Annotated in this window: 16 protein-coding genes; 7 read left to right on the plus strand and 9 right to left on the minus strand. The window is 71.1% G+C overall.

Annotated features, from left to right (window positions below; all coding sequences use genetic code 11):
• The 5 genes from cbiE to M0P34_RS03925 all read right to left on the minus strand — a co-directional run.
• The coding region (gene cbiE, locus M0P34_RS03905) for a precorrin-6y C5,15-methyltransferase (decarboxylating) subunit CbiE (protein ID WP_291496585.1) at positions 1-922 on the minus strand (922 nt) is incomplete at its 3' end.
• Positions 919-2,031, minus strand: a complete 1,113-nt coding sequence (cbiD, locus tag M0P34_RS03910; protein ID WP_291496586.1) for a cobalt-precorrin-5B (C(1))-methyltransferase CbiD — start codon at positions 2,029-2,031, stop codon at positions 919-921. The genes cbiD and cbiE, both read right to left, overlap by 4 nt.
• The gene (locus M0P34_RS03915; RefSeq protein WP_291496587.1) at positions 2,028-3,494 is read right to left on the minus strand and encodes a cobyrinate a,c-diamide synthase; all 1,467 of its coding nucleotides are present in this window, start codon (positions 3,492-3,494) and stop codon (positions 2,028-2,030) included. Before M0P34_RS03915 ends, cbiD begins: the two co-directional genes overlap by 4 nt.
• 64 nt (positions 3,495-3,558) lie before the next feature.
• Positions 3,559-6,639 carry an efflux RND transporter permease subunit gene (locus M0P34_RS03920; protein ID WP_291496588.1) on the minus strand — a complete coding sequence of 1,027 codons (3,081 nt, stop codon included), beginning with the start codon at positions 6,637-6,639 and terminating at the stop codon, positions 3,559-3,561.
• A gap of 3 nt (positions 6,640-6,642) precedes the next feature.
• Positions 6,643-7,797, minus strand: a complete 1,155-nt coding sequence (locus M0P34_RS03925) for an efflux RND transporter periplasmic adaptor subunit (protein WP_291496589.1) — start codon at positions 7,795-7,797, stop codon at positions 6,643-6,645.
• Between the two features lie 387 nt (positions 7,798-8,184).
• Here M0P34_RS03925 and M0P34_RS03930 point away from each other — a divergent pair, with 387 nt between their 5' ends.
• A complete protein-coding gene (locus tag M0P34_RS03930; RefSeq protein ID WP_291496590.1) occupies positions 8,185-8,460 on the plus strand; it encodes a helix-hairpin-helix domain-containing protein in 276 nt (91 codons plus the stop codon).
• On the plus strand, positions 8,457-9,467 hold the full coding sequence (gene bioB / locus M0P34_RS03935; protein ID WP_291496591.1) for a biotin synthase BioB: 1,011 nt from the start codon (positions 8,457-8,459) through the stop codon (positions 9,465-9,467). Before M0P34_RS03930 ends, bioB begins: the two co-directional genes overlap by 4 nt.
• 95 nt (positions 9,468-9,562) lie before the next feature.
• On the opposite strand, the gene M0P34_RS03940 is transcribed toward bioB, so the two are convergent.
• Entirely contained in the window at positions 9,563-10,426 is an 864-nt protein-coding gene (locus M0P34_RS03940; RefSeq protein ID WP_291496592.1) for an AraC family transcriptional regulator, read from the minus strand.
• A 152-nt stretch (positions 10,427-10,578) separates the two neighbouring features.
• On the opposite strand from M0P34_RS03940, the gene M0P34_RS03945 reads away from it, so the two are divergent.
• Positions 10,579-11,058, plus strand: a complete 480-nt coding sequence (locus tag M0P34_RS03945; protein WP_291496593.1) for a hypothetical protein — start codon at positions 10,579-10,581, stop codon at positions 11,056-11,058.
• A 165-nt stretch (positions 11,059-11,223) separates the two neighbouring features.
• Here the strand turns inward: M0P34_RS03945 and M0P34_RS03950 are convergent, their stop codons facing one another.
• From M0P34_RS03950 to M0P34_RS03960, 3 genes are all read right to left on the minus strand, one after another.
• Positions 11,224-13,173, minus strand: coding sequence for a DUF262 domain-containing protein (locus M0P34_RS03950; RefSeq protein ID WP_291496594.1), 1,950 nt, complete (start codon positions 13,171-13,173; stop codon positions 11,224-11,226).
• An 85-nt stretch (positions 13,174-13,258) separates the two neighbouring features.
• Entirely contained in the window at positions 13,259-14,089 is an 831-nt protein-coding gene (gene mazG / locus M0P34_RS03955; RefSeq protein ID WP_291496595.1) for a nucleoside triphosphate pyrophosphohydrolase, read from the minus strand.
• Positions 14,086-14,733, minus strand: a complete 648-nt coding sequence (locus M0P34_RS03960) for a CvpA family protein (RefSeq protein ID WP_291496596.1) — start codon at positions 14,731-14,733, stop codon at positions 14,086-14,088. The genes mazG and M0P34_RS03960 overlap by 4 nt, the downstream gene beginning before the upstream one ends.
• A gap of 388 nt (positions 14,734-15,121) precedes the next feature.
• Here M0P34_RS03960 and M0P34_RS03965 point away from each other — a divergent pair, with 388 nt between their 5' ends.
• The 4 genes from M0P34_RS03965 to M0P34_RS03980 all read left to right on the plus strand — a co-directional run bounded on the left by M0P34_RS03965 (position 15,122) and on the right by M0P34_RS03980 (position 19,994).
• Positions 15,122-15,391, plus strand: a complete 270-nt coding sequence (locus tag M0P34_RS03965) for a DUF4212 domain-containing protein (RefSeq protein ID WP_291496597.1) — start codon at positions 15,122-15,124, stop codon at positions 15,389-15,391.
• Between the two features lie 49 nt (positions 15,392-15,440).
• Positions 15,441-17,216, plus strand: coding sequence for a sodium:solute symporter family protein (locus M0P34_RS03970; RefSeq protein ID WP_291496598.1), 1,776 nt, complete (start codon positions 15,441-15,443; stop codon positions 17,214-17,216).
• A gap of 72 nt (positions 17,217-17,288) precedes the next feature.
• Positions 17,289-19,217 (plus strand): putative nucleotidyltransferase substrate binding domain-containing protein, encoded by a 1,929-nt coding sequence (locus M0P34_RS03975; RefSeq protein ID WP_291496599.1) that lies wholly within the window; start codon positions 17,289-17,291, stop codon positions 19,215-19,217.
• Between the two features lie 36 nt (positions 19,218-19,253).
• A complete protein-coding gene (locus tag M0P34_RS03980) occupies positions 19,254-19,994 on the plus strand; it encodes a 3'-5' exonuclease (protein ID WP_291496601.1) in 741 nt (246 codons plus the stop codon).
• Positions 19,995-20,134: the final 140 nt, after the last annotated feature.

Genomic DNA, 20,134 nt, shown 5'->3' on the forward strand with positions numbered 1-20,134 from the left:
CCGGGGCCGTGCCGTGGACCACCTCCACCAGGAAGGCCCCGGTGCGGCGCACGTTGGCGCGGATCAGGCCCACGCGCGCGGCGTTCTTCTCCACCGCGTGGACCCGCCCGCGCCAGCACAGGGCCGAGGCCTCGATGCCCACGGCGCCGCAGCCCGCGCCCAGGTCCCAGACCACGGAGCCGGGCCGCAGGCGCAGCGCCGCCAGGGCCGCCGCGCGCACCGGGGCCTTGGTGATCAGGTTGCCCTCGCGGGCGTAACCCTCGTCGGGCAGGCCCAGGCCCAGGGGCAGCTCCGGCGCGCCCACGCGCTCCAGGAGCACCAGGTTGCGCCGCGAGAAGCTCGTGCGCCCGGCCTCCTCCAGGGGGAAGCGCCGCACGCGCTCGGATTCGCTCTCCAGGTCCTCCAGCACCCACATGAGGAACAGCGGGCCGCACTTGTCCAGGATGGTCTGGGCGATGGCCGAGGGCACGCTGCGCCCGTCGGTGAATACGGCCACCCAGTCGCGCGACTGCAACGCGGCGAACAGCGGGCCGTAGTCGTCGCGCCCGTGCAGGGACACGGCGGCCACGTCCTGCCAGGGTATCTTGACCTTGGCGGCGGCGGCTTGCAGCGTGCTCACGCCCGGGTAGATGCGCAGGATCTCCGGGCCCAGGCGCTCCACCAGGGTGGCCCCGATGCCGTAGAACAGCGGGTCGCCGTCGGCCAGGACGACCACCGTGCGTCCGTCGGCGTGGGCGTTGGCCAGGCGCTCGATCACCGCGTCCAGCGGGCTGGCCACGGGCAGCTTCTCGGCGGGGTGGTCCTCGAAATGCTCCAGGATGTCCCGGCCCGCGCAGAGCAGCTCGGCGTGCTCGATGAGGCCCTGGGAGTGCTCGGGCAGGTTGTCGGGGTCCTGGCCCAGGCCGACGACGTGGATGGTCATGGTCCGTGGTCTCCTTGGATTGCGTACAGCGGGGCGTCGTCGAAGCCGTAGACCCGCAGGGCGATGGCCGGGGCGGGCCCGGCCGCGGCCCCGGCGTGGCGCCGGGCCGCGGCCAGGGCCCGGGCGGCGATGCGGGCGATGATAGCATCCCGGGCCCCGTCGGCCAAAATCATTTCCAGCACATGGCGCGCGGTGACGGCGCGGCGCGCCCGGGCCACGGCCTGCGGGGCCATGCCCGCCCCGGCGCACCAGCGCGCCAGCGTCTCGAAGTCCAGGGCCGCGGCGTGGGCGTGGGTGTACTCGTGGCCCTGGGCCATCTTGACCAGCTTGCCGAAATAGCAGCCCACGGTGACGCGGGCGAAGCCGCGCTGCGCCGCGCCGCCAAGGGCCAGGGCGAAGAAGTCCGCGAACTGCACGAAGGCCAGGGGTGCCAGGCCGGGCAGGTCGGCGCGCAGCAGGGCCTCGGTGCGCCCGCCCGTGGCCAGGGCCGCGTGGTCCAGGCCCTGGGCCCGGGCGACATCCAGCCCCTGGAGCACCGTGGCGGCCCAGGATTCGTGGCTGAAGGGCCGGACCGTGCCGCGCGTGCCCAGGATGGACACACCGCCGACGATGCCCAGGCGCGCGTTCATGGTCCGGGCGGCGATCTCCTCGCCGTCCGGCACCTCCACCACCACCCGCGCCGCGCCGGGGAAGCGCGCCGTCTCCAGGGCCTCGGCCACGGCGCGGCGTATCTGCGCGCGCGGGGCGGGGTTGATGGCCGGTTCCCCGGGGGGCACGGGCAGCCCCGGCAGGGTCACCCGGCCCACGCCGCGCCCGCCCGCCAGGGCGATCTCCCCGGGCGGGCCGTGCGGGTCCAGGGTCACCAGGGCCTCCACGGCCCGGCCGTGGGTGGCGTCGGGGTCGTCGCCGCCGTCCTTGATGACGCGCCCCCGCGCGCCGCCGCCCTCGGGCAGCACGGCGGCCACGGGCACCATGAGCCGCCCGCCCGGGGGCAGGGGCGTGTCCATCCGCGCGGGGGCCGCCCCGGTGGCCAGCCACAGGGCCGCCGCCTTGGCCGCCGCCGCCGCCGCCGTGCCCGTGGTGAAGCCCTCGCGCAGCGCCCGGCTCACGGCGCGCCCTCCCAGGCCCGGCAGGCCGCCACCAGCGCCGGGGCCACGTCGGGGTTGGAGGCGAAGTGGGCGTGGATGTATGTGCCCAGGGCGTTGCCCACGGCGAAGCCCTCGGCCTGGTCCGTCCAGCCCTGACGGTCGCGCACGCGGTAGACCAGGCGCGGGGGCTCGGCCTGGTCGTCCTGCGGGGGCGCCCCCAGGCGCGAATAGTGGAATTCGTGGCCGCGCAGCATGGTCCAGGCCGGGCCGAGGATGCCGGGCTCGCGCGTGACCACCTCGCGGTAGCCCAGGGCCCCGCGCCGGGCGCCCATGACCGAGCGCAGGGGAAAGACGCCGCACATGGGATGCTCGGTGCCCGAGGCGTCGGTGAGCGTGCGCATGAGGTACATGAATCCGCCGCACTCGGCGTATACCGGCGCGCCCGCCGCCGCCAGGGCCAGCACGGCCCGGCGCATGGGCCCGTTGGCCGCCAGCCGCGCGGCGTGCAGCTCGGGGTAGCCGCCGCCCAGGTACAGCCCGCGCAGCCCCGGGGGCAGCCCGGCGTCGGCCAGGGGCGAGAAGGGCACCAGCCGCGCCCCGGCGGCCTCCAGCAGGCGCAGGTTCTCGGGGTAGTAGAAACAGAAGGCCGCGTCGCGGGCCACGCCGATGCGCACCCCGGAGCCGTCGGTTCCGGGGCCGGTCCGCCCGGGGGGGGCGTCGTCCGGGCGGCATGGCCCGGGGGCGTCGCCGTCGGTTCCGGGGGCGGCCGGAGGCGGGGCTTCCGGCTCCGGGGTCAGGTCCGGGGCCAGGGCCAGAACGCGGCCCACGTTGCAGCCCGCCAGCATCCAGTCCGCCAGCCGGTCCAGGGCCTCGGGGCCCAGGCCCTGGTCCTGGGCCGTGACCAGCCCCAGGTGCCGCGAGGGCAGGGCCAGGGATTGGTCGCGGCCCAGCAGCCCGAGCACCGGCACCTCCGGCAGGGCAGCCGTCATGGCCTGCTCCAGCAGCTCCCCGTGGCGCGCCGAGCCCACACGGTTGAACAGCACCCCGGCCAGCCTGAGCCCCGGGTCGAACCCGGCAAAACCCGCCACCACGGCCGCCGCGCTGCGGGCCATGCTGCGCGCGTCCACCACCAGCAGCACCGGGGCGCCCAGCCATTTGGCCAGTTGCGCCGTGGAGCCGTCCTCCCCTGCGCCCTCGGCGCCGTCGAACAGGCCCATGACGCCTTCGACCACTGCCACGTCCGCCCCGGCCGCGTGGCGCGCGAAGCACCGGCGCACCCCGGCCTCGCCCATCATCCAGCCGTCCAGGTTCTGCCCGGTCCGGCCCGTGGCCAGCTCGTGGTATCCGGGGTCGATGAAGTCCGGTCCGGCCTTGAAGGGCTGCACCGTCAGGCCCCGGCGGCGGATGGCCGCCATGAGCGCCAGGGCGGCCGTGGTTTTGCCGCATCCGCTGTGCGTTCCGGCGACGACGAAGGTTCGGGGCATGGGGTCCGTGGGGGTTGGGGTTGGGCGGGTACCGGGCGGGCGCGGGCCCGCCCGTCCCCCGGCCTCAGGCCGGGGGGGTCCGCCTCCGCAGGCCGAAGAGGACGCTGTAGAGCACCGGGACGAAGCCCAGGGTCAGGACGGTGCCCACGGCGAGGCCGCACATGATGACGATGCTCATGGAGAACCAGAATTGGCCGCCCAGCAGGGCCATGGGCACGAGGCCGATGACCGTGGTCGCCGTGGTGATGAGGATGGGCCGCAGCCGGGCCAGGGCCCCGCGCACCACGGCCTCGTCCACGCCCAGGCCCCGGGCGCGCTCCTGGTCCAGGCGGTCGATCATGACGATGCCGTTGTTGATGATGATCCCGGCCAGGGAGAAGAGCCCCAGCATGGCCGTGAACTCGAAGTGGGCCCGGAAGGCGAGCAGCCCCGCCACGGCGCCGATGAGCACCAGCGGGATGGTCGCCATGACGATGCCCATGCGCCGCAGGGAGTTGAACTGGAGGATGAGCAGGGCCACGATGCCCAGCAGGCAGTGCGGCGCGTACTGGAAGAGCTTGGACTGGGACTCCGCCGAGTCGGCGACCTCGCCAGCCGGGCGCAGGACGTATCCGGGCGGCAGGGGGACGGCGGCCAGGGCCTCGCCCATGACCGCGTAGAGCTCCCTGGCGCCCATGTCCGCGTGGCGCGCCGCCACGGTGACCGTGCGCTCCTGGTCGATGCGCCGGATCTGGCTGGGTTCGACCGCGCCGGCCAGGTCGGCCACCTGGAGCAGGGGCACCGGGGCGTTCAGCCGGGCCGAGAACATCTCGTGGGTCCGCAGGCGGTCCAGGTTGTTGCGGACGTCCTGGTCCGAGCGCAGGCTGATGGGGATGACCGTTTCGCCCTCCCGGAAGTCCGTGGCCTTGTAGCCGTCCAGGACGCCGGACAGGGAGCGGGCGATTTCGCTGCTGGTCAGCCCGGCCCGGGCGGCGCGCTCCTGGTCGACCACCACGCGGATCTTGAGCACGGGGTTCTCCCAGTCGCTGCGCAGGGCCTGGATGCCGGGGATGCCTCCCACGGCGGCCATCATCCGGCCGGAAACCAGTTGCAGGGTTTCGATGTCCGGCCCGCTCAGGCGCAGCTCCACCGTGCCCAGGGGCGCGGGCCCCAGGAACAGGGACTCCGTGCGCCCGGCGGCCTGGGGCAGGCGGGCGGCGATGAACTCCTCCACGCGGCGCATGGCAGGCGCGACATCCTCGTAGCGCTCGGTGTTCACCACCAGGAAGGCCGAATGGGGCATGGGGTCGGGCGGCTGGAGGGCGAGGAAGAACCTCGGCCCTCCGGAGGCCACATAGGCCACGTTGCCCGTCACCGCCGGGTTCTGCTCCCGGTCGGCCAGGTAGCTCCCCAGGGTCCGGGCGGCCTCGATGGTTTCGGTTATGTCGCTGCCCGCGGGCAGGTTCAGGTAGACCGTGAACTGGTTGCGCTCGGAGGGGGCCATGTGCCGCTGCTTGACCAGCCCGAAGCCCGCCAGGGACAGGATGAACAGGGCCCCGACCCCCAGCAGGAACGCGGCGCGCCAGCGGAGCATGCGCCCGAGCAGGCGCCCGTAGAACGCGTGGAGCCCGCTCCGGGGCGCGTCGTCCGGGTCCTGGTCCGCCCCGTTCGCGGCGGCCCGCGCCGGGGTTTCGGGCAAAAGCCAGTAGCACAGGGCCGGGGTGAGGACCACCGCCAGGAACCAGGAGGCCAGCAGGGCGAGGATCACCACCTGGCTCAGCGAGGCCAGGAACTCGCCCGAGGAGTTCTCGGCCAGCATGAGGGGCAGGAAGGCCAGGATGGTGGTCAGCGAGCTGTTGAGCAGCGGAATGGCCAGGCTGCGCGAGGCGTCCAGGGCCGCGTCGAGCTTGGCCGCGCCCCTGTCCATCCGGCTCTTGAAGTCCTCGGCGACGACGATGCCGTTGTCCACCAGCAGGCCCAGGGCCACGATGATGGCCGCGATGGAGATGCGGTGCAGGGCCACGCCCCACAGGGACATGCCCACCAGGACCACGAAGATGGTCAGGGGGATGCCCGCCCCCACGATGAGCCCGATGCGCCAGCCCAGGAAGACCATGACCACCCCGAGGACCACGGCGATGGTCTGGAGCAGGTTGTCCGTGGCGCCCTGCACGGCCTCGGCCACAAGCTCGGGCTGGTAGTTCATCACGTCCAGGGACATGCCCAGGGGCAGCTGCGCGCGCGCCCCCGGAAGCAGGCCCATGACCTGCCTGCCCAGCTCGGCGATGTTGGAGTTCTCGACCATGGAGATGCCCAGGACCACGCCCGGGGCGCCGTTGAAGAAGACCGGGGACCGGGGCGGGTCCACATAGTCGCGGCGCACCTCCACCAGGTCGCGCAGGCGGATGGGGCCCGCGTCGTCCGGGCGGGTCAGGATGACCCGGCGCAGGTCCTCCAGGGATTCGAAATTGCCGGAGGGTTCGATGGACAGGGCCATGCCCTGCGCGTTCACCGTGCCTCCGGGCAGGATGATGTTCCGGTCCTTCAGCTGGGCGACGACCTGGTCCGGGCTCATGCCGGAGCGGTTGAGCTTCTTGGGGTCGAAGACCAGCCAGATGCGCTCTTCCTGCACGCCGTAGAGGTCCACCTTGGCCACCAGGGGCAGCTTCGCGAAGTGGTCGCGCAGCCAGCGGGCCGCCCAGCGCAGCTCGCGCCCGGAAAAGCCCTCGCCGGTCAGGGCCAGGGTGACCACCGCCACCCGCCCGAAGTCGTCGTTGACCTGCGGGCCGAGGGTGCCTTCGGGCAGCCGGGTCCGCAGGTCGTCCATCTTGTTGCGCAGCCGGGCCCAGATGGGGTCGAGGTCGAAATGGCTGTCGTGCAGCTTGGGCAGGACGATGGCCATTCCCGGCATGGACAGGGACTTGATCTCCTTGACCTCCGGGAGGGACTTGATCTCCTCCTCGATGGGGCGGGTGAGCAGCTGCTCCACGCGCTCCGCCGACATGCCCGGATACTGCGCCAGCACCTGGGCGGTGCGGATGGTGATCTCGGGGTCCTCCTGCCGCGCCTGGGTGAAGTAGACCGACAGCCCGCCCAGGACGGCGAGGGCCACGGCGAACAGGGCGAACCGCGAGTTGGTGATGACGAAGCGGACCAGCGCGTGCATGGGTTACTCCCCTTCCCCCGCGACGGTGCCGAGGCGCACGGTCTCCTGGGGGGTGTCGGGGGTCCAGCGCCGGACGCGCATGCCGTCGCGCAGGAAGGCCGTCCCGGCGACGACGACCTCCTCGCCGGGGGCCAGCCCGCGGGTCACGGCCAGGAAATTGCCCTGGATGTCGAGGACATCCACCAGCCGGAGGGTCACGGCCTGCTGCTCGGGGTCGAAGATGAACACCGGGGCCTTGTCGCCCGGGCCGCCGCCAGCCGCCAGCCGGGGCACCTCGTTCAGGGCCAGGGCGGTCATGGGCAGGAGAAAGACGGCCGCGCCCTGGCCGGTGCCCAGGGCCACCTGGGCCGTCATGCCGATCCGCACGCCCTCCGGGGGCGAGTCCAGGGCGACGGTCACGGGGAAGGCGTTGCCCGTCTCGGCCACGGCGGATATCTCGGCGACCAGGCCCTGCACGGACAGGTTCTTCACGGCGGCGAAACTCACCCGGGCCGGGTCGCCGGGCCGGATGCCGGCGATGAGGGTCTCGGGGGCCATGACCCGGACCTTGAGCCCGCCCTTGCCCGCCAGCTCGAAGAGGGTCGTCCCCGGCTGGACCTCCTGGAACGCCTGGACGCTCTTTTTCGCGATGACCCCCGCATAGGGCGCCACGATGGCCGTCCGCGCGCGGTCGCGCTGGGCGTCCTCCAGCTCCCCCCGGGCGACCTCCAGGCCGCCCCTGGCGGCCTCCAGGGCGGCGCGCGAGTCGTCGATCTCGGACTTGGACACGAAGCCCTGGCTGAACAGGGTGCTCAGGCGCTGGTGCTGGTCCTTGGCCTTGAGCACCTCCGCCTGGGCGGAGCGGACCCTGGCCAGGGCGGTGCGCACCCGGTTGTCCAGGGGCGTGGGGTCCAGGGCCGCCAGCACCTGCCCCGGCCGGACCTCGTCGCCCACGTCCACGGCGACCTCGGACACCGTGCCCCCCACGGGGAAGGACAGGAACGTGCTCTCCTGGGCCTCCACCACCCCGGACAGGTCGCGGCTGAACGCGGAGACGGTGGTTTGCGCCACGGCGGTCTTCACCGCCGGGATGGGGGGCTGGGGTGCCGGGGGGGCGGAGCATCCGGCCAGGAGGGACAGGGCCAGCGGGATGGCCGCCAGGCGGGTGAACAGGGGCATGGGCATGGTCTCCTTGCGGCGCGGCCCGTCGGTGCGGCCGGCGCATGTGTGGTCATGGGGGCGGCGGTCGGGGGCCGGTGCCTGCGGCCGCCCCGCGCGGGGCGGCGGGAAACGGTCGTCGGCCATGTGCGCGATCCCCCTCTGCGCCCGTGTCCGCGCGGGGCGGCGGGCGCGAAGCTCCGGGGCGCCCGTTGGCCGCCGCGTCCTGGCTCCGCCTGCCCCGGTCGGGCCGACGGCCCCCTGGCGCGGCAGAGGGTTCGCCCGGACCATGCCTTTCCTATCAACTCCCGCGAGGGGAGGCAACAGGGGCCGGAAAGGCGGGAGGCCGGGGGCCCCGCCCGGCCGGGGCGGCTTGCCAGGGCCGGGGCGGGGCTGTAAGACGGGGCCGTGGACAGGCGGGAGAGCATACGGGATCTGCGGCGCATCCCCGGGGTGGGGCCGCGCATGGCCGAGGATTTGTTGCGCCTGGGCTACGGGCGCGTGGCGGACCTCGCCGGGGCGGACCCGCAGCGGATGTACCGGCGGCTCATGGCCCTGGAGGGGCGCCATGTGGACCGCTGCGTGCTCTATGTCTTTCGCTGCGCGCACTACTTCGCGCGGACCGAGGGGCGGCCCCGCGACCCGGAACTCCTGAAATGGTGGAACTGGAAGGACGAGCGGTGAGCGGATATTTCGAGGACGTGGGGCGGCGGGTGCTGGCCGGGGAGATCCTGGACCGGGCCCAGGCCGGGGAGCTGGGCCGCCGGGCGGGCGAGGCCGGTGCCGACGGGGCCCGGGAGCTGCTGGACGCGGCCCGGCGGGTCAAGGAGCACCATTTCGGCCAGCGCATCGGGCTGTGCTCCATCGTCAACGCCCGCTCGGGCTCCTGCTCCGAGGACTGCGCCTTCTGCGCCCAGTCGGCCCACCACCGGGCCGGGCAGCGGGGCGCCTGCCGCGAGTATCCCTTCATCGGCCTGGAGGCCATCGTCCGGGCTGCCCGCGCCGCGCGCGCGGCCGGGGCCACGCGGCTTGGCATCGTCACCAGCGGCAAGGCCCTGGGCGGGGCCGATTTCCAGGAGCTGCTGCGCGCCGTGGCCGCCGTGCGCGAGCTGGGGCTGGCCGCCGACGCCTCGGTGGGCATCCTGGATCGCGGGCGCCTGGAGGCCCTGCGCGACGCGGGGCTCGGGGCCTACCACCACAACCTGGAGACCGCGCGCAGCTTCTTCGCGCGCATCTGCACCACCCACGCCTATGACGACGACGTGGACACCGTGCGCCACGCCGTGGCCCTGGGGTTGTACGTCTGCTCCGGCGGGTTGTTCGGCATGGGCGAGACCTGGGCCCAGCGGGTGGAGCTGGCCCTGGAGCTGCGCGGCCTGGGCGTGCCCTCCGTGCCTGTGAACTTCCTGACGCCCATCCCCGGCACCCCCCTGGAGGCCCGCCCCCTGCTGGACGCGGACGAGGCCCTGCGCATCGTGGCGCTGCTGCGGCTGCTCCTGCCCGACAGGCATATCCGCATCTGCGGCGGGCGGCCCGCCGTCATGGGCGCGCGCAAGGCCGAACTGCTGACCTGCGGCGCCAGCGGGCTGATGACCGGCGACTACCTGACCACCCCCGGCGAGCCCGCCGCCGCAGACCTGGCGGACCTGGAGCGCCTGGGCCTCTCCCCCGAGCCCCCGGGCGCGGGCTGAGGGCCTCGCCCCGATGCGTGGCGGGCCGTCGGCCCCGCCCGGGGCCGACGGCCCGCGCGTCGTATCCGTTTCGTGCCGCCCCGCGGCCCGGGGGGTCAGCCCTCCAGCAGGGCGACCCAGATTTCCGTGAGCAGCTCCTCGGGGGCGGTGCTGGACGGATCGTTCAGGTAGAACTCCACGCTGGCCTGCGGGCCGAACTCGCGCCCGCTTTCCGGGCCCCAGCCCCCGCAGAGCCGGGCGTAGGTCTCGTGCATCTTTTCATAGGGGCCCTTGTGCAGGGTCACGGCGTACTGCCCGCCGCCGATGGCCTTCACGCCCACCTCGCCCTCGGGGCCGGTCTCCCGGGGCACGGTGATGCAGGCGTCGTAGCGCACGCGCTCCGGCGCGGTGATCTCGGGGTCGTCGTGGGACAGGCCCAGGAAGCGCGTGCCCGGCCCCAGCAGGCCCTTGGGCCCGGCCCAGGCGCACAGGCGCTCCCAGGCCGCGCCGCATTCCATGTAGGGGCCCGTGTGGCGCACATAGGCCACGGTCATTTCCGGCAGGGTTTTCACGGCCACATCCATGCTCCGTCCTCCTGTGTCCCGGGAGCGGCCTCCCGGGGTTGTGGTTGCTCCGGTCCGCGCGGTGTCGCGCCAGTGGCTGGGCGCCATGCCGAACTGCGCGCGGAAGGCCCGCGAGAACGCCTCGGGGCTGTCATAGCCCGCGTCCAGGGCCACCCGCGTCACCGACAGGGAGGTGAATTGCAGCCGGTGCCGGGCGCGCTCCAGCCGCAACCGGCGCACATGGGCGCGCAGCGGCTCGCCGACCATGCCGGTGAAGATGCGGTGGAAGTGGAAGGGCGAGAAGCAGGCCACCCGGGCCAGCTCTTCCAGCGAGGGGTCCTCGTCCAGGTTGCGTTCCAGGTGGTCGAGGGCCCGGTTCAGCCGCTCGGCGTATGTTTCCCGCAGTCCGTTCGCCATGCGTTCCTCCTGGCCCGGGATAGCGGATCGCCGCGGCGCCCGCCTGACCGTTCTTGCTTTTCCGTCCGCCCCGCGGGGGGTTGACTCCCGGGCCGCGGCGGCCTACTTGAGTGGACCCCCAGCGCGGGGCAACGCACCACAGGAGAATGCCCATGTCCGACCTGATGACCAGCGCCGTGGCCGACGTGGCCGAGGTGATGAAGTTCGAGAACTGGCTGCGCTTCTACTTCGTGAAGGAGGAGGAGGGCGAGGCCGTGCGCATCGAGATCCCCGCCGAGATCATGGAGCACCTCAAGAAGACCCAGGAGCACCTTGTGGGGCTGGCCGAGCTGTACGACGGCGCGCTGGTGGACTACCAGAAATCCTGCACCGACACCTGCGCCCATGTGGCCCTGGTCTACGACGGCAACAAGTACCCCCCCGGCACGGTGACCAGCGTGTGGGACACCAAGGCCCTGAAGCTGGAAATGTACCTCTTCGGCCTGTGGATGCAGGGCCACGAGGCCCAGCTGGACGAGGAGTTCATGGACTTCCCGGCCTGGATGTCCGGCTTCGAGCAGTGGAAGAACACCGCCGAGGTCCAGGACTACCTGGACCGCCTGACCGACGTGGGCCAACGCGCCAACCAGTAGCCCCCGCCGTTTCCCCTTTCAGCGAACCAGGGCGAGGCATGACCTCGCCCTTTTTTGCGCCCGCCGGGGGGGCGTCACCTCGCGATGACTTGGTTGCATGCATGGCGTAGACCTTCCGAATACTGCACCGGGGGCGTCCGGCGCCGGGCCTGTCTGGCGCGATCCTTAGTTTGCCCCGGCCGACAAGACATCCTTTTGCACATAGTCCTTGAATGCCTCCACGGACGTGAAGCATCGATAGCCCGCCCGGCTGGCCAGAGCGATCACTTCGGCGCCCTCGTTGATCAGTACGGCCACGGGTCCGCTCAACCTTTCCTGCAGGCCAGCGGGCCAGGCGATGTCGAATACCGCTTGCTGCGCACCGGTCTGAGGGTCGGCAAAGTCAAATCCCAGGTCGCCTGCGGGCAGGCCTCGCTCGGTCACCCAGTCATTCAGGGCCACAAGCGCCTGCTCCTCGGCTTCGTTGTCGATACCACCCAGGGGCGTGGGAGGGGCGGACACGGCAGGGGCCGAGCCTTGCAGCCACTGTTCCTCGCCGTGCAGCAGATCGGTCATGCGGCGGTTTGCCTCCGCTGCCAGAAGTTGTTTGCGGGCTTCCAGGAAGGCGCCGTAGTTCTCGATCTTCCAGAGTTCCCGGTCCATCGGAATCCACTGTGAAGCCAGGGCTCCCGGGTGGCTGGCCTCAATCTCCGGGAAATACTCCTCCGGCAGCCTGTCGCTGATGCGCAGATTCGTTTCCTTGGTCAGGAAGCAGAAGTTGGCCAGGGCGTTGACCTCGGGTCGGGCATGACCGTGTTTGTAGAGTTGCGCCTTTGGGAAGATGTGATGCACCTCCAGGCGGTTGAGCTTGCCGAGCATTTCCGCCTTGAGTGGGAGGCCGGTGCCCCAGTCGCAGGCTGTGCCCATGCGGGTGAGCATGTAGAGCGCGGGATAGAAGCGTGCCCCCAGGCTCCAGCCTGAGAAATGTCCCGGCTCCACCCGTAGGCCGCCGTGCCACAGGCGGAGTTGTTCCAGAAGCGCGTCCAGGGGGTTGTCGGCTGTTTCGATGGTCGCCAGATCCTGGTCGATGAAGGATTCCGTGGAGCCTGAAAAGCGGCCCCACATGCCGGACTGGGCGAACCAGAACAGGAGCTTGTCGCGTTCTGTGGCGTCAATCGTGCCTTTGCGCAGGCTCAGATAGCGGACCATGACCGGGATGGCGTAGCGGCCGAAAAGTACCCGGTCGTGGTCCAGCCCCAAACGGCCGCTGATGATATTCAGGCATGTATCGATTGTCTTGGTTGCATGGGCCAGGGCTTCCCTCACTTCCTGGGCGCTTTTCTCATGCAGGAAACTGAACTTGGCTTCGCCCGTGAGTGCTGTGTTTACGGAGCGCAACAGCCAGTCGAGGCTGAAGGTGTAGCCTGCGGCAGACCAGCTTTTGAGGTGATTTTTCATCTCCTCTCGGGCTTCGGGCCAGTCGGCGCAAATCTTGGCCAGGGCCAGGTCGCCCTTGGAGAGTTTCGTTCCGCCGCTGTTTACGCGGTTGAAGATGTCCACGACCACGTCGAGGCTCTTGTCCGCCCCGGTGACCTCCTCGATGTGCAATTCCACATCCAGGATACCTAGAAGTTGGCTCAATTTGCCGACATAATCGCCAACCTTTGGCAGTCGCTCCGGTTGGGAGGAAAGTTGGGCCACGAAGGAGCCCAGCCCCTCGGTGCCTTTTTGCAACAGTTCCGTCACGTCGATCCAGAGCGGGTCGTCGCGCATTTTGACGGGCTGATAGAACTCGAACGCGGCGGAATCGAGGTGGAAGCGGAGCCCGGTAAAGGTCTGGACGTTGCCTTCAAAAAATTTCGGAGGACGGCCCCGCACGGCGCCATAGAGGGTCGTTATGCGTTGTTGCCCGTCAAGCAGCAGTTTGACCACGCCTGTGGCGAGCCGACCCTCGCCACGATGGGCGACCGTGCTGGAGTCCGTCGCCCAGACAAGCAGGCCGCCGACCGGATGGCGCCGGTAGAGGCTGTCGAACAGTCCGCGCACCTGGTCGCGGTTCCACACATAGCCGCGCTGGAATTCCGGCAGGGCCATGTGTCCGCTGTCGATGTGGTCAAGAATGGTGGAGATTTTCACGAGAGCCGATCCTTCTGTCGAGGGTACTCCGTTTACCGTCCGGCCAAGAGTGGCCGCAGCGCGGCGGCTTTGTCTCCCCCCGGCCCTAGCCCTTCGCGCGCTCCCACAGGGCATTCATCTCGTCCAGGGTCAGCTCGGCGATGTCGCGGCCCTGGGCGCGGGCGGCGTCTTCCATGAGGCCGAAGCGGGCCAGGAACTTGGAGTTGGCGTCCTCCAGGGCGGCGTTGGCCTTGATGCCGTGGCGGCGGCCGTACTCCACGAGGCTGAAGAGGTAGTCGCCGAACTCCTCGTGCATGCGCGCGGGGTCGCCGTCGGCCTTGGCCTGCTCCCATTCGCGCCATTCGTCGGCCATGTGCGCGGCCTGGTCGGCGTCGGTGGCCCAGGTGAACCCGGCGCGGGCGGCCTTGGAGTTGACGCGGTAGGCCTTGAGCAGCGGCGGCAGGCCCCTGGGCAGGCTCTCGTAGACGCGCTTGGGCCCCTCGTCGCCCTCGGCCTTTTCGGCGCGCTTGATGCGCTCCCAGTTGCGCAGCAGCTCCTCCTGGCTTTCCAGCTTCAGGTCGCCGAAGACGTGGGGATGGCGGCGGATCATCTTGGCGGCGGAGTAGCGCAGGGAGTCGGAGAGGTCGAAGTGCCCGGCGCGGTGGTAGAGGGTGGCCACGAACAAGAGCAGGAAGGCCACGTCGCCCAGTTCCTCCATGACCTCGGCGCGGGAGTCGGGGGTCGAGCGCCCGGGGCTGTCGGCGCGGATGGCTTCGGCCAGCTCGAAGCATTCCTCCACCACATAGTCGGTCATGGTCTGCGGGGTCTGCTTGCGGTCCCAGGGGCAGCCGTTCTCGGCCAGCAGGGCGTCGATGACGGCGAAGAGTTCGCGCAGGGCCGGGCCGTGGTCCGGGGCGTGGGCGGTGTCGGGGGTCATTGTGCGGGCTTTTCCTCTTGGTTGGTGATGGCCTTGCCGAGGGTCTCCAGCAGGGCGCGGGCTTTTTCGGTCATTGCCGAGGCCGGGGCCCCGGGGTCGTCCTGGCCGCCGTCCTGCGTCTCCCGGGCGGGGGCGGGCAGGGACTGGGGCAGCATGCGCATGGGGTCGAAGCCGTCCATGCCCGTGTGGATCTTTTCGCGCAGGTATTCGGCGCCCGGCGCGAGGTAGGGCGCGGTGCGCGAGTTGCGCACGAATTCGGCGTCGGGCAGGAAGGCCAGCAGCCCGGCCAGGATGACGCAGCAAAGCAGCCACGCCTTGCCCAGGCCCACCAGGAGCCCGCCGGGCATGTCGATCCAGCCCACGGGCGAAGCCTTGAGGATCTTGGCAATGAGCCAGGTCAGAACCTTGACCCCGAGCATCACGGCGAAGAACACCAGCACATAGGCCGCGAACTCGGCCACCCCAGGGCTCTCCACCCACTGGCGCAGGTGCGGCGCCAGGGCGGGGCCGTGTTCGGCGGCCAGCCACCAGGCCCCGACCACCCCCAGGGTGGACAGCACCTCCTTGAGCAGGCCGCGAAAGAGCCCCCGCACCGCGAAGAGCAGGGCGAGGGAGCCGAAGACGACATCGAGCAGGCTGATCATCGGGCTGTCCTTTCGCCCCGGTTGCCGGGGCGCGTGGGCGTTGGTCGGTGCTCCCCGCCGTATGTAGCAGAAACGGGCCCGAAGGTGAACAGCCGCCTTGGGGCGGTGAGTGGCGGGCGGCGCCCCGGGCTTCGGGGCGTCTGCGCCCGGCCGGGGCCGCGGCCCGCCGCCCAGCGGCGCCCAGGCCCTGTGGACGGCGGCTTTGGGCCGTCCAGCGGCGGGGCGTCCGCCCGCCCGCCGCCCGCCCGGGTTTTTGCGCGTTCACCGAAAATGACGTGCGCCTTTTCGCGCTGGTCCCTTATGACGGGGGCTGGACACCCGTGGGCAACGCCCCGGGCGCGCCGGGCCGGGGCCCGGCGCATGGGCAAACGCAAGGGAGGTGCCCGCCATGACGCAATCAACACAGACCACCGGCTCCATGCGCGAATACTGGCGCAGGAACGTGGGCTACATGGCCGTGCTGCTGGCCATCTGGGCCACGGTTTCCTACGGCTGCGGCATCGTCTTCGTCGAGCCGCTCAACGCCGTGACCGTCGGCGGTTTCCCCCTGGGCTTCTGGTTCGCCCAGCAGGGGTCCATCTTCGTCTTCGTGGTCCTGATCTTCGTCTACTACCTGCTCATGCTGCGGCTGGACAGGAAATACGACGTGCACGAGTAGAACCGCCGGAAACACCGCACAGGGGCGCCCACGGCGCCGGGGAGCGCACATGACGATAAAGATATGGACCTACATCATGGTCGGGTTGACCTTCGGCCTGTACCTGGTCATCGCCTGGATGTCGCGGGTCAAGGACACCCGGGGCTTCTATGTGGCCGGCGGCGGGGTGCCGCCCCTGGCCAACGGCATGGCCACCGCCGCCGACTGGATGAGCGCCGCGTCGTTCATCTCAATGGCGGGCATCATCTCCTTCACCGGCTACACCGGCGCGGTCTACCTCATGGGCTGGACCGGGGGCTATGTGCTCCTGGCGCTGCTCCTCGCGCCCTACCTGCGCAAGTTCGGCAAGTTCACGGTTCCGGATTTCGTGGGCGACCGCTACTATTCCGACACCGCGCGGGTCGTGGCCCTGATCTGCGCCATCTTCGTCTCCCTGACCTATGTGGCCGGGCAGATGCGCGGGGTGGGCATCGTGTTCTCGCGCTTCCTGGAGGTGGACGTGAACACCGGCGTGATCATCGGCATGGTCATCGTCTTCGTGTACGCGGGTCTTGGCGGCATGAAGGGCATCACCTGGACCCAGGTGGCCCAGTACCTGGTGCTCATCGTGGCCTTCCTCATCCCCGCGGCGGCCATCTCGCGCATGGTCACGGGCAGCTTCATCCCCCAGCTCGGTTTCGGCTCCTCCATCCTTTCCGGGCCCGACGCGGGCCGCCACCTGCTGGAAACCCTGGATCAGATCGGCCAGGACCTGGGCTTCTCGGCCTACACCTCGGCCTTTGGTCCGGGCAACAAATCCATGCTCGACGTGCTGTGCATGACCCTGGCGCTCATGGTCGGCACCGCCGGGCTGCCCCATGTGATCATCCGCTTCTACACAGTGCCCAGCGTGCGCGCCGCGCGGCTCTCGGCGGGCTACGCCCTGCTGTTCATCGCCATCCTCTACACCACGGCCCCGGCCGTGGCGGCCTTCGCGCGCTACAACATGGTCGGCACCGTGAACGAGGCGCCCTACGCCCAGGCCCCGACCTGGTTCAAGAACTGGGAGCGCACCGGGCTCATCGCCTGGATGGACAAGAACGGCGACGGGGTCATCCAGTACCGCGCCGGGGCGCCCTTTGCGGGCAAGCCCCAGTCCTCGGGCCAGATCGGCGCGCACGGCCAGGTGCTGCTGGCCAACGCCCCGGCCCCGGGTGCCAACGAGCTCTACGTCGACCCGGACATCATGGTCCTGGCCAACCCCGAGATCGCCGCCCTCCCGGCCTGGGTCATCGCCCTGGTTGCGGCGGGCGGGCTGGCCGCGGCGCTGTCCACGGCCTCGGGGCTGCTGCTGGTCATCGCCTCCAGCGTGTCCCACGACCTCTACTACCGCGTGATCAACCGCGGCGCCTCGGAGCGCGCGCGCCTGACCCTGGGCCGGGTGATGATCGGCGTGGCCGTGTGCGTGGCCGGATACTTCGGCATCAACCCGCCCGGTTTCGTGGCCCAGGTGGTGGCCCTGGCCTTCGGCCTGGGGGCGTCGAGCTTCTTCCCCATCCTGGTGCTCGGCATCTTCTGGAAGCGCGCCACGCGCGAGGGCGCCATCTGCGGCATGATCGCGGGCATCGGCTTCACCATGTTCTACATCGTGCAGACCAAGTTCCTGGGCATGGCGCCGTGGTTCATGGGCGTGAGCCCCGAGGGCATCGGCGCCGTGGGCATGGTTCTGAACTTCGCGGTGACGGTGGTCGTCTCGGCCCTGACCCCCGCCCCGCCCCAGGCCGTGCAGGACATGGTCGAAACCGTCCGCTTCCCGCGCGGGGCGGGCGCGGCGGTGGACCACTAGACCCCGGCCGGACCGGCGCGCCCCGCCCCGCGCGGGGCGCGCCCCCGGCCCTCCCGCCGCAACGGAGGCGCCATGACCAGGCCCGATCAGGTTTTTTCCGCGCAGGCTTCGGAGCTCGTGCCCTTCCTGGCCCGGACGCTGCCCTTCAGCGACCTGGACCGTCCGGCCCTGGAGGCCCTGGCCCGGACCTGCACCATCGACTTCCACCCCAAGGGCACCCGCCTGCTGACCCAGGGCGTGACCCCGGTGGAGCACGTCCTGCTCATCCGCAGCGGGGCCGTGAAGCTCTTCCTCTCCCGCGAGGGCGGCCCCGACACGCTCATCGACTACCGCGGCGAGGGCGCCGCCGTGGGCGCCCTGGGCGTCATCCGCGAGGCCCGCGCCAGCCTGGGCGCCGAGACGGTGGAAGACACCTTCTGCTTCAAGATCCCCGGCGCGGTCTTCCGGGCGCTCATCGCCGAGCACCCGGCCATCGCCCAGTACTACCTGCACAACATCTCCGAGAACTATATCGAGCGGGCCTTCTCGGAACTGCGCCGCCAGCACGCCGACCTGTGCGCCGCCAGCCCGCTGGTGCTGTTCTCCACCCGCGTGGGCGACGTGATCCGCCGTCCGCCGCTGCTCATCGCCTCGGGCCGCAGCCTGCGCGAGGCCGCCGCCATCATGGTCGAACAGGGCGTGGGGTCCCTGCTGGTCGCCGACCCGCGCGGCGAGGCCGTGGGCATCGTCACCGACAAGGACCTGCGCCGCGCCGTGGCCGAGGGCGAGCCCCACGACGCGCCCGTGGAGTTCATCATGAGCTCGCCCCTGGCCACCATCGGCCACCGCGAGCCCTGCTTCGACGCCCTGCTGCGCATGATGAGCGCCCAGATCCATCACCTGGCCGTGCTGCGCGAGGGGCGCGTGGCGGGCATGGTCACCGCCCACGACATCATGCTCCTGCAAGGCCGCTCGCCCACGTCCCTGTTCCGCGAGATCGCCGGGGCCCGGTCGCTGGACGCCCTGCACCCCCTGGCGGCCAGGGTGCCCATGACCGTCGGCTCCCTGGTGGAGGAGGGCGCCAAGGCCCGCAACATCACGCGCATGGTCACCGTCATGAACGACCTGATCCTGGAGAAGCTGCTGACCTTCGTCCAGGATGAGCTGGGCCCGGCCCCCGCGCCCTTCTGCTGGCTGCTCATGGGCTCCGAGGGCCGCAAGGAACAGACCTTCCAGACCGACCAGGACAACGCCCTGGTCTACGCCGACTGCGCCGATCCCGGCGAGGCCGCCCGCTGCGACGACTACTTCCGCCGCTTCGCCCAGGCCGCCATCGACCAGCTCGTGCGCTGCGGCTACCCGCCCTGCCCGGGCGGCATGATGGCCTCCAACCCCCGCTGGCGCATGCCCATGACCCGGATGCGCGACTTCTTCGAGAAGCTGGTCATGCTGCCCGAGCCCGAGGAGGTGCTGCAGGCCACCATCTTCTTCGATTTCCGCCCGGGCTGGGGCCACGTCGCCCTGGGCGAGGCCCTGCGCGACCATGTGGCCGTCCACGCCGCCCGGCAGGACGTGTTCCTGCGCCACCTGGCCCGCCACTGCCTGGGCACCCGCCCGCCCCTGTCCTTCTTCCGCAACATCCTGGTGGACAAGGACGGCGCCCACAAGGACACCCTGAACCTCAAGACCCGGGCCCTCACCCCCTTCGTCGACTTCGCGCGCCTGTTCGCCCTGCGCCACGGCCTGCGCGAAACCAATACCTTCGACCGCCTGGAAACCCTCAAGGACCGGAGCCTCATCCCGCCCGACCTCGCCGTGGAGGCCCTGGAAGCCTACGAGTTCCTCATGCAGGTGCGCCTGGTGCACCAGATGGCCCGCATCGACGCGGGCGGGGCCCCCGACAACCACCTGAACCCCGCCAGCCTCTCGGACCTGGAAAAGCAGACCCTCAAGGAAACCTTCGGGGTGGTCCGCTCGCTGCAAACCTTCGTCAGGGAAGCCTTCAGCCTGAACGTGGGCTGACCCCGCCAGCCGGGAAGACCGCCCGAGGAGCCCGCCATGATGACACCCGCCCCCGCCCCCGTCGCCGCTCTGGCCCGCGTGTTCTCGCGCCTGGTCCGCGCCCCGCGGGGCGAGCTGCTGCGCGCCAACCACGAGCGCTTCGCCGCCTTCGACCAGGACCGGCCCCTGGCCGACTACGAGTTCTGCGTGGTGGACACCGAGCTCACCGGCCTGTCCCCCGCCAGCGACGAGATCGTCTCCATCGGCGCCGTGCGCATCCGTGACCTGTCCATCACCGCCGATTCCTTCTACACCCTGGTGGCCCCGCGCGGCCCCGTGCCCAAGGTCGCGACCATGATCCACCGCCTGACCCCCGACATGCTGCGCGGCGCCCCGCGCCTGCGCGAAGCCTTCCCGGACTTCCTGCGCTTTTGCGGCGGCGCGCTCATCGTCGGCCACAACGTGGGCCTGGACATCTCCTTCCTCAACCGCGCCGCCCGCGTCATCTTCGGCGGCCGCCTGCGCACCCCGTGCATCGATACCATGCGCCTGGCCCAGGTCTACCGCCAGGAACTGTGGGAAAACTACTACGACCAGTTCGACGGCTCCGTGTCCTACCAGCTCGGACACCTGTGCCGCGAATACGGCCTGCCCGCCTTCGACGAGCACAACGCCCTCTACGACGCCATGCAGACCGCCTACCTGTTCCTCTTCCTGGTCAAGAAACTGCGCTCCGGAGGCATCGTCACCCTGCGCGACCTCTACCTGGCCGGACGCAGCTGGCGCTGGTACCTGTAGGCCCCGCCCGGGCACGGACGCAGGCCGACGGAACCGGGAGAGGGGGGCGGACGCAGGCCGGGGCGCCGGGAGAGGGGGACGGGCGAAGGCCGCGGAACCGGGAGAGGGGGGCGGGGAAACCCCCTTTTTCCCAAGCGCCA

The organism is Desulfocurvus sp. (assembly GCF_023230885.1).
Taxonomy (GTDB): Bacteria; Desulfobacterota; Desulfovibrionia; order Desulfovibrionales; family Desulfovibrionaceae; genus Desulfocurvus.

Excerpts from the sequence above, each read along its gene's own strand:
- M0P34_RS03965 (WP_291496597.1), top strand. The coding sequence starts at position 15,122 with ATGACGCAATCAACACAGACCACCGGCTCCATGCGCGAATACTGGCGC.
- mazG (WP_291496595.1), bottom strand. The coding sequence starts at position 14,089 with ATGACCCCCGACACCGCCCACGCCCCGGACCACGGCCCGGCCCTGCGC.
- M0P34_RS03915 (WP_291496587.1), bottom strand. The coding sequence starts at position 3,494 with ATGCCCCGAACCTTCGTCGTCGCCGGAACGCACAGCGGATGCGGCAAA.
- M0P34_RS03980 (WP_291496601.1), top strand. The coding sequence starts at position 19,254 with ATGATGACACCCGCCCCCGCCCCCGTCGCCGCTCTGGCCCGCGTGTTC.
- M0P34_RS03920 (WP_291496588.1), bottom strand. The coding sequence starts at position 6,639 with ATGCACGCGCTGGTCCGCTTCGTCATCACCAACTCGCGGTTCGCCCTG.
- M0P34_RS03970 (WP_291496598.1), top strand. The coding sequence starts at position 15,441 with ATGACGATAAAGATATGGACCTACATCATGGTCGGGTTGACCTTCGGC.
- M0P34_RS03945 (WP_291496593.1), top strand. The coding sequence starts at position 10,579 with ATGTCCGACCTGATGACCAGCGCCGTGGCCGACGTGGCCGAGGTGATG.
- M0P34_RS03940 (WP_291496592.1), bottom strand. The coding sequence starts at position 10,426 with ATGGCGAACGGACTGCGGGAAACATACGCCGAGCGGCTGAACCGGGCC.
- M0P34_RS03960 (WP_291496596.1), bottom strand. The coding sequence starts at position 14,733 with ATGATCAGCCTGCTCGATGTCGTCTTCGGCTCCCTCGCCCTGCTCTTC.
- M0P34_RS03925 (WP_291496589.1), bottom strand. The coding sequence starts at position 7,797 with ATGCCCCTGTTCACCCGCCTGGCGGCCATCCCGCTGGCCCTGTCCCTC.
- M0P34_RS03975 (WP_291496599.1), top strand. The coding sequence starts at position 17,289 with ATGACCAGGCCCGATCAGGTTTTTTCCGCGCAGGCTTCGGAGCTCGTG.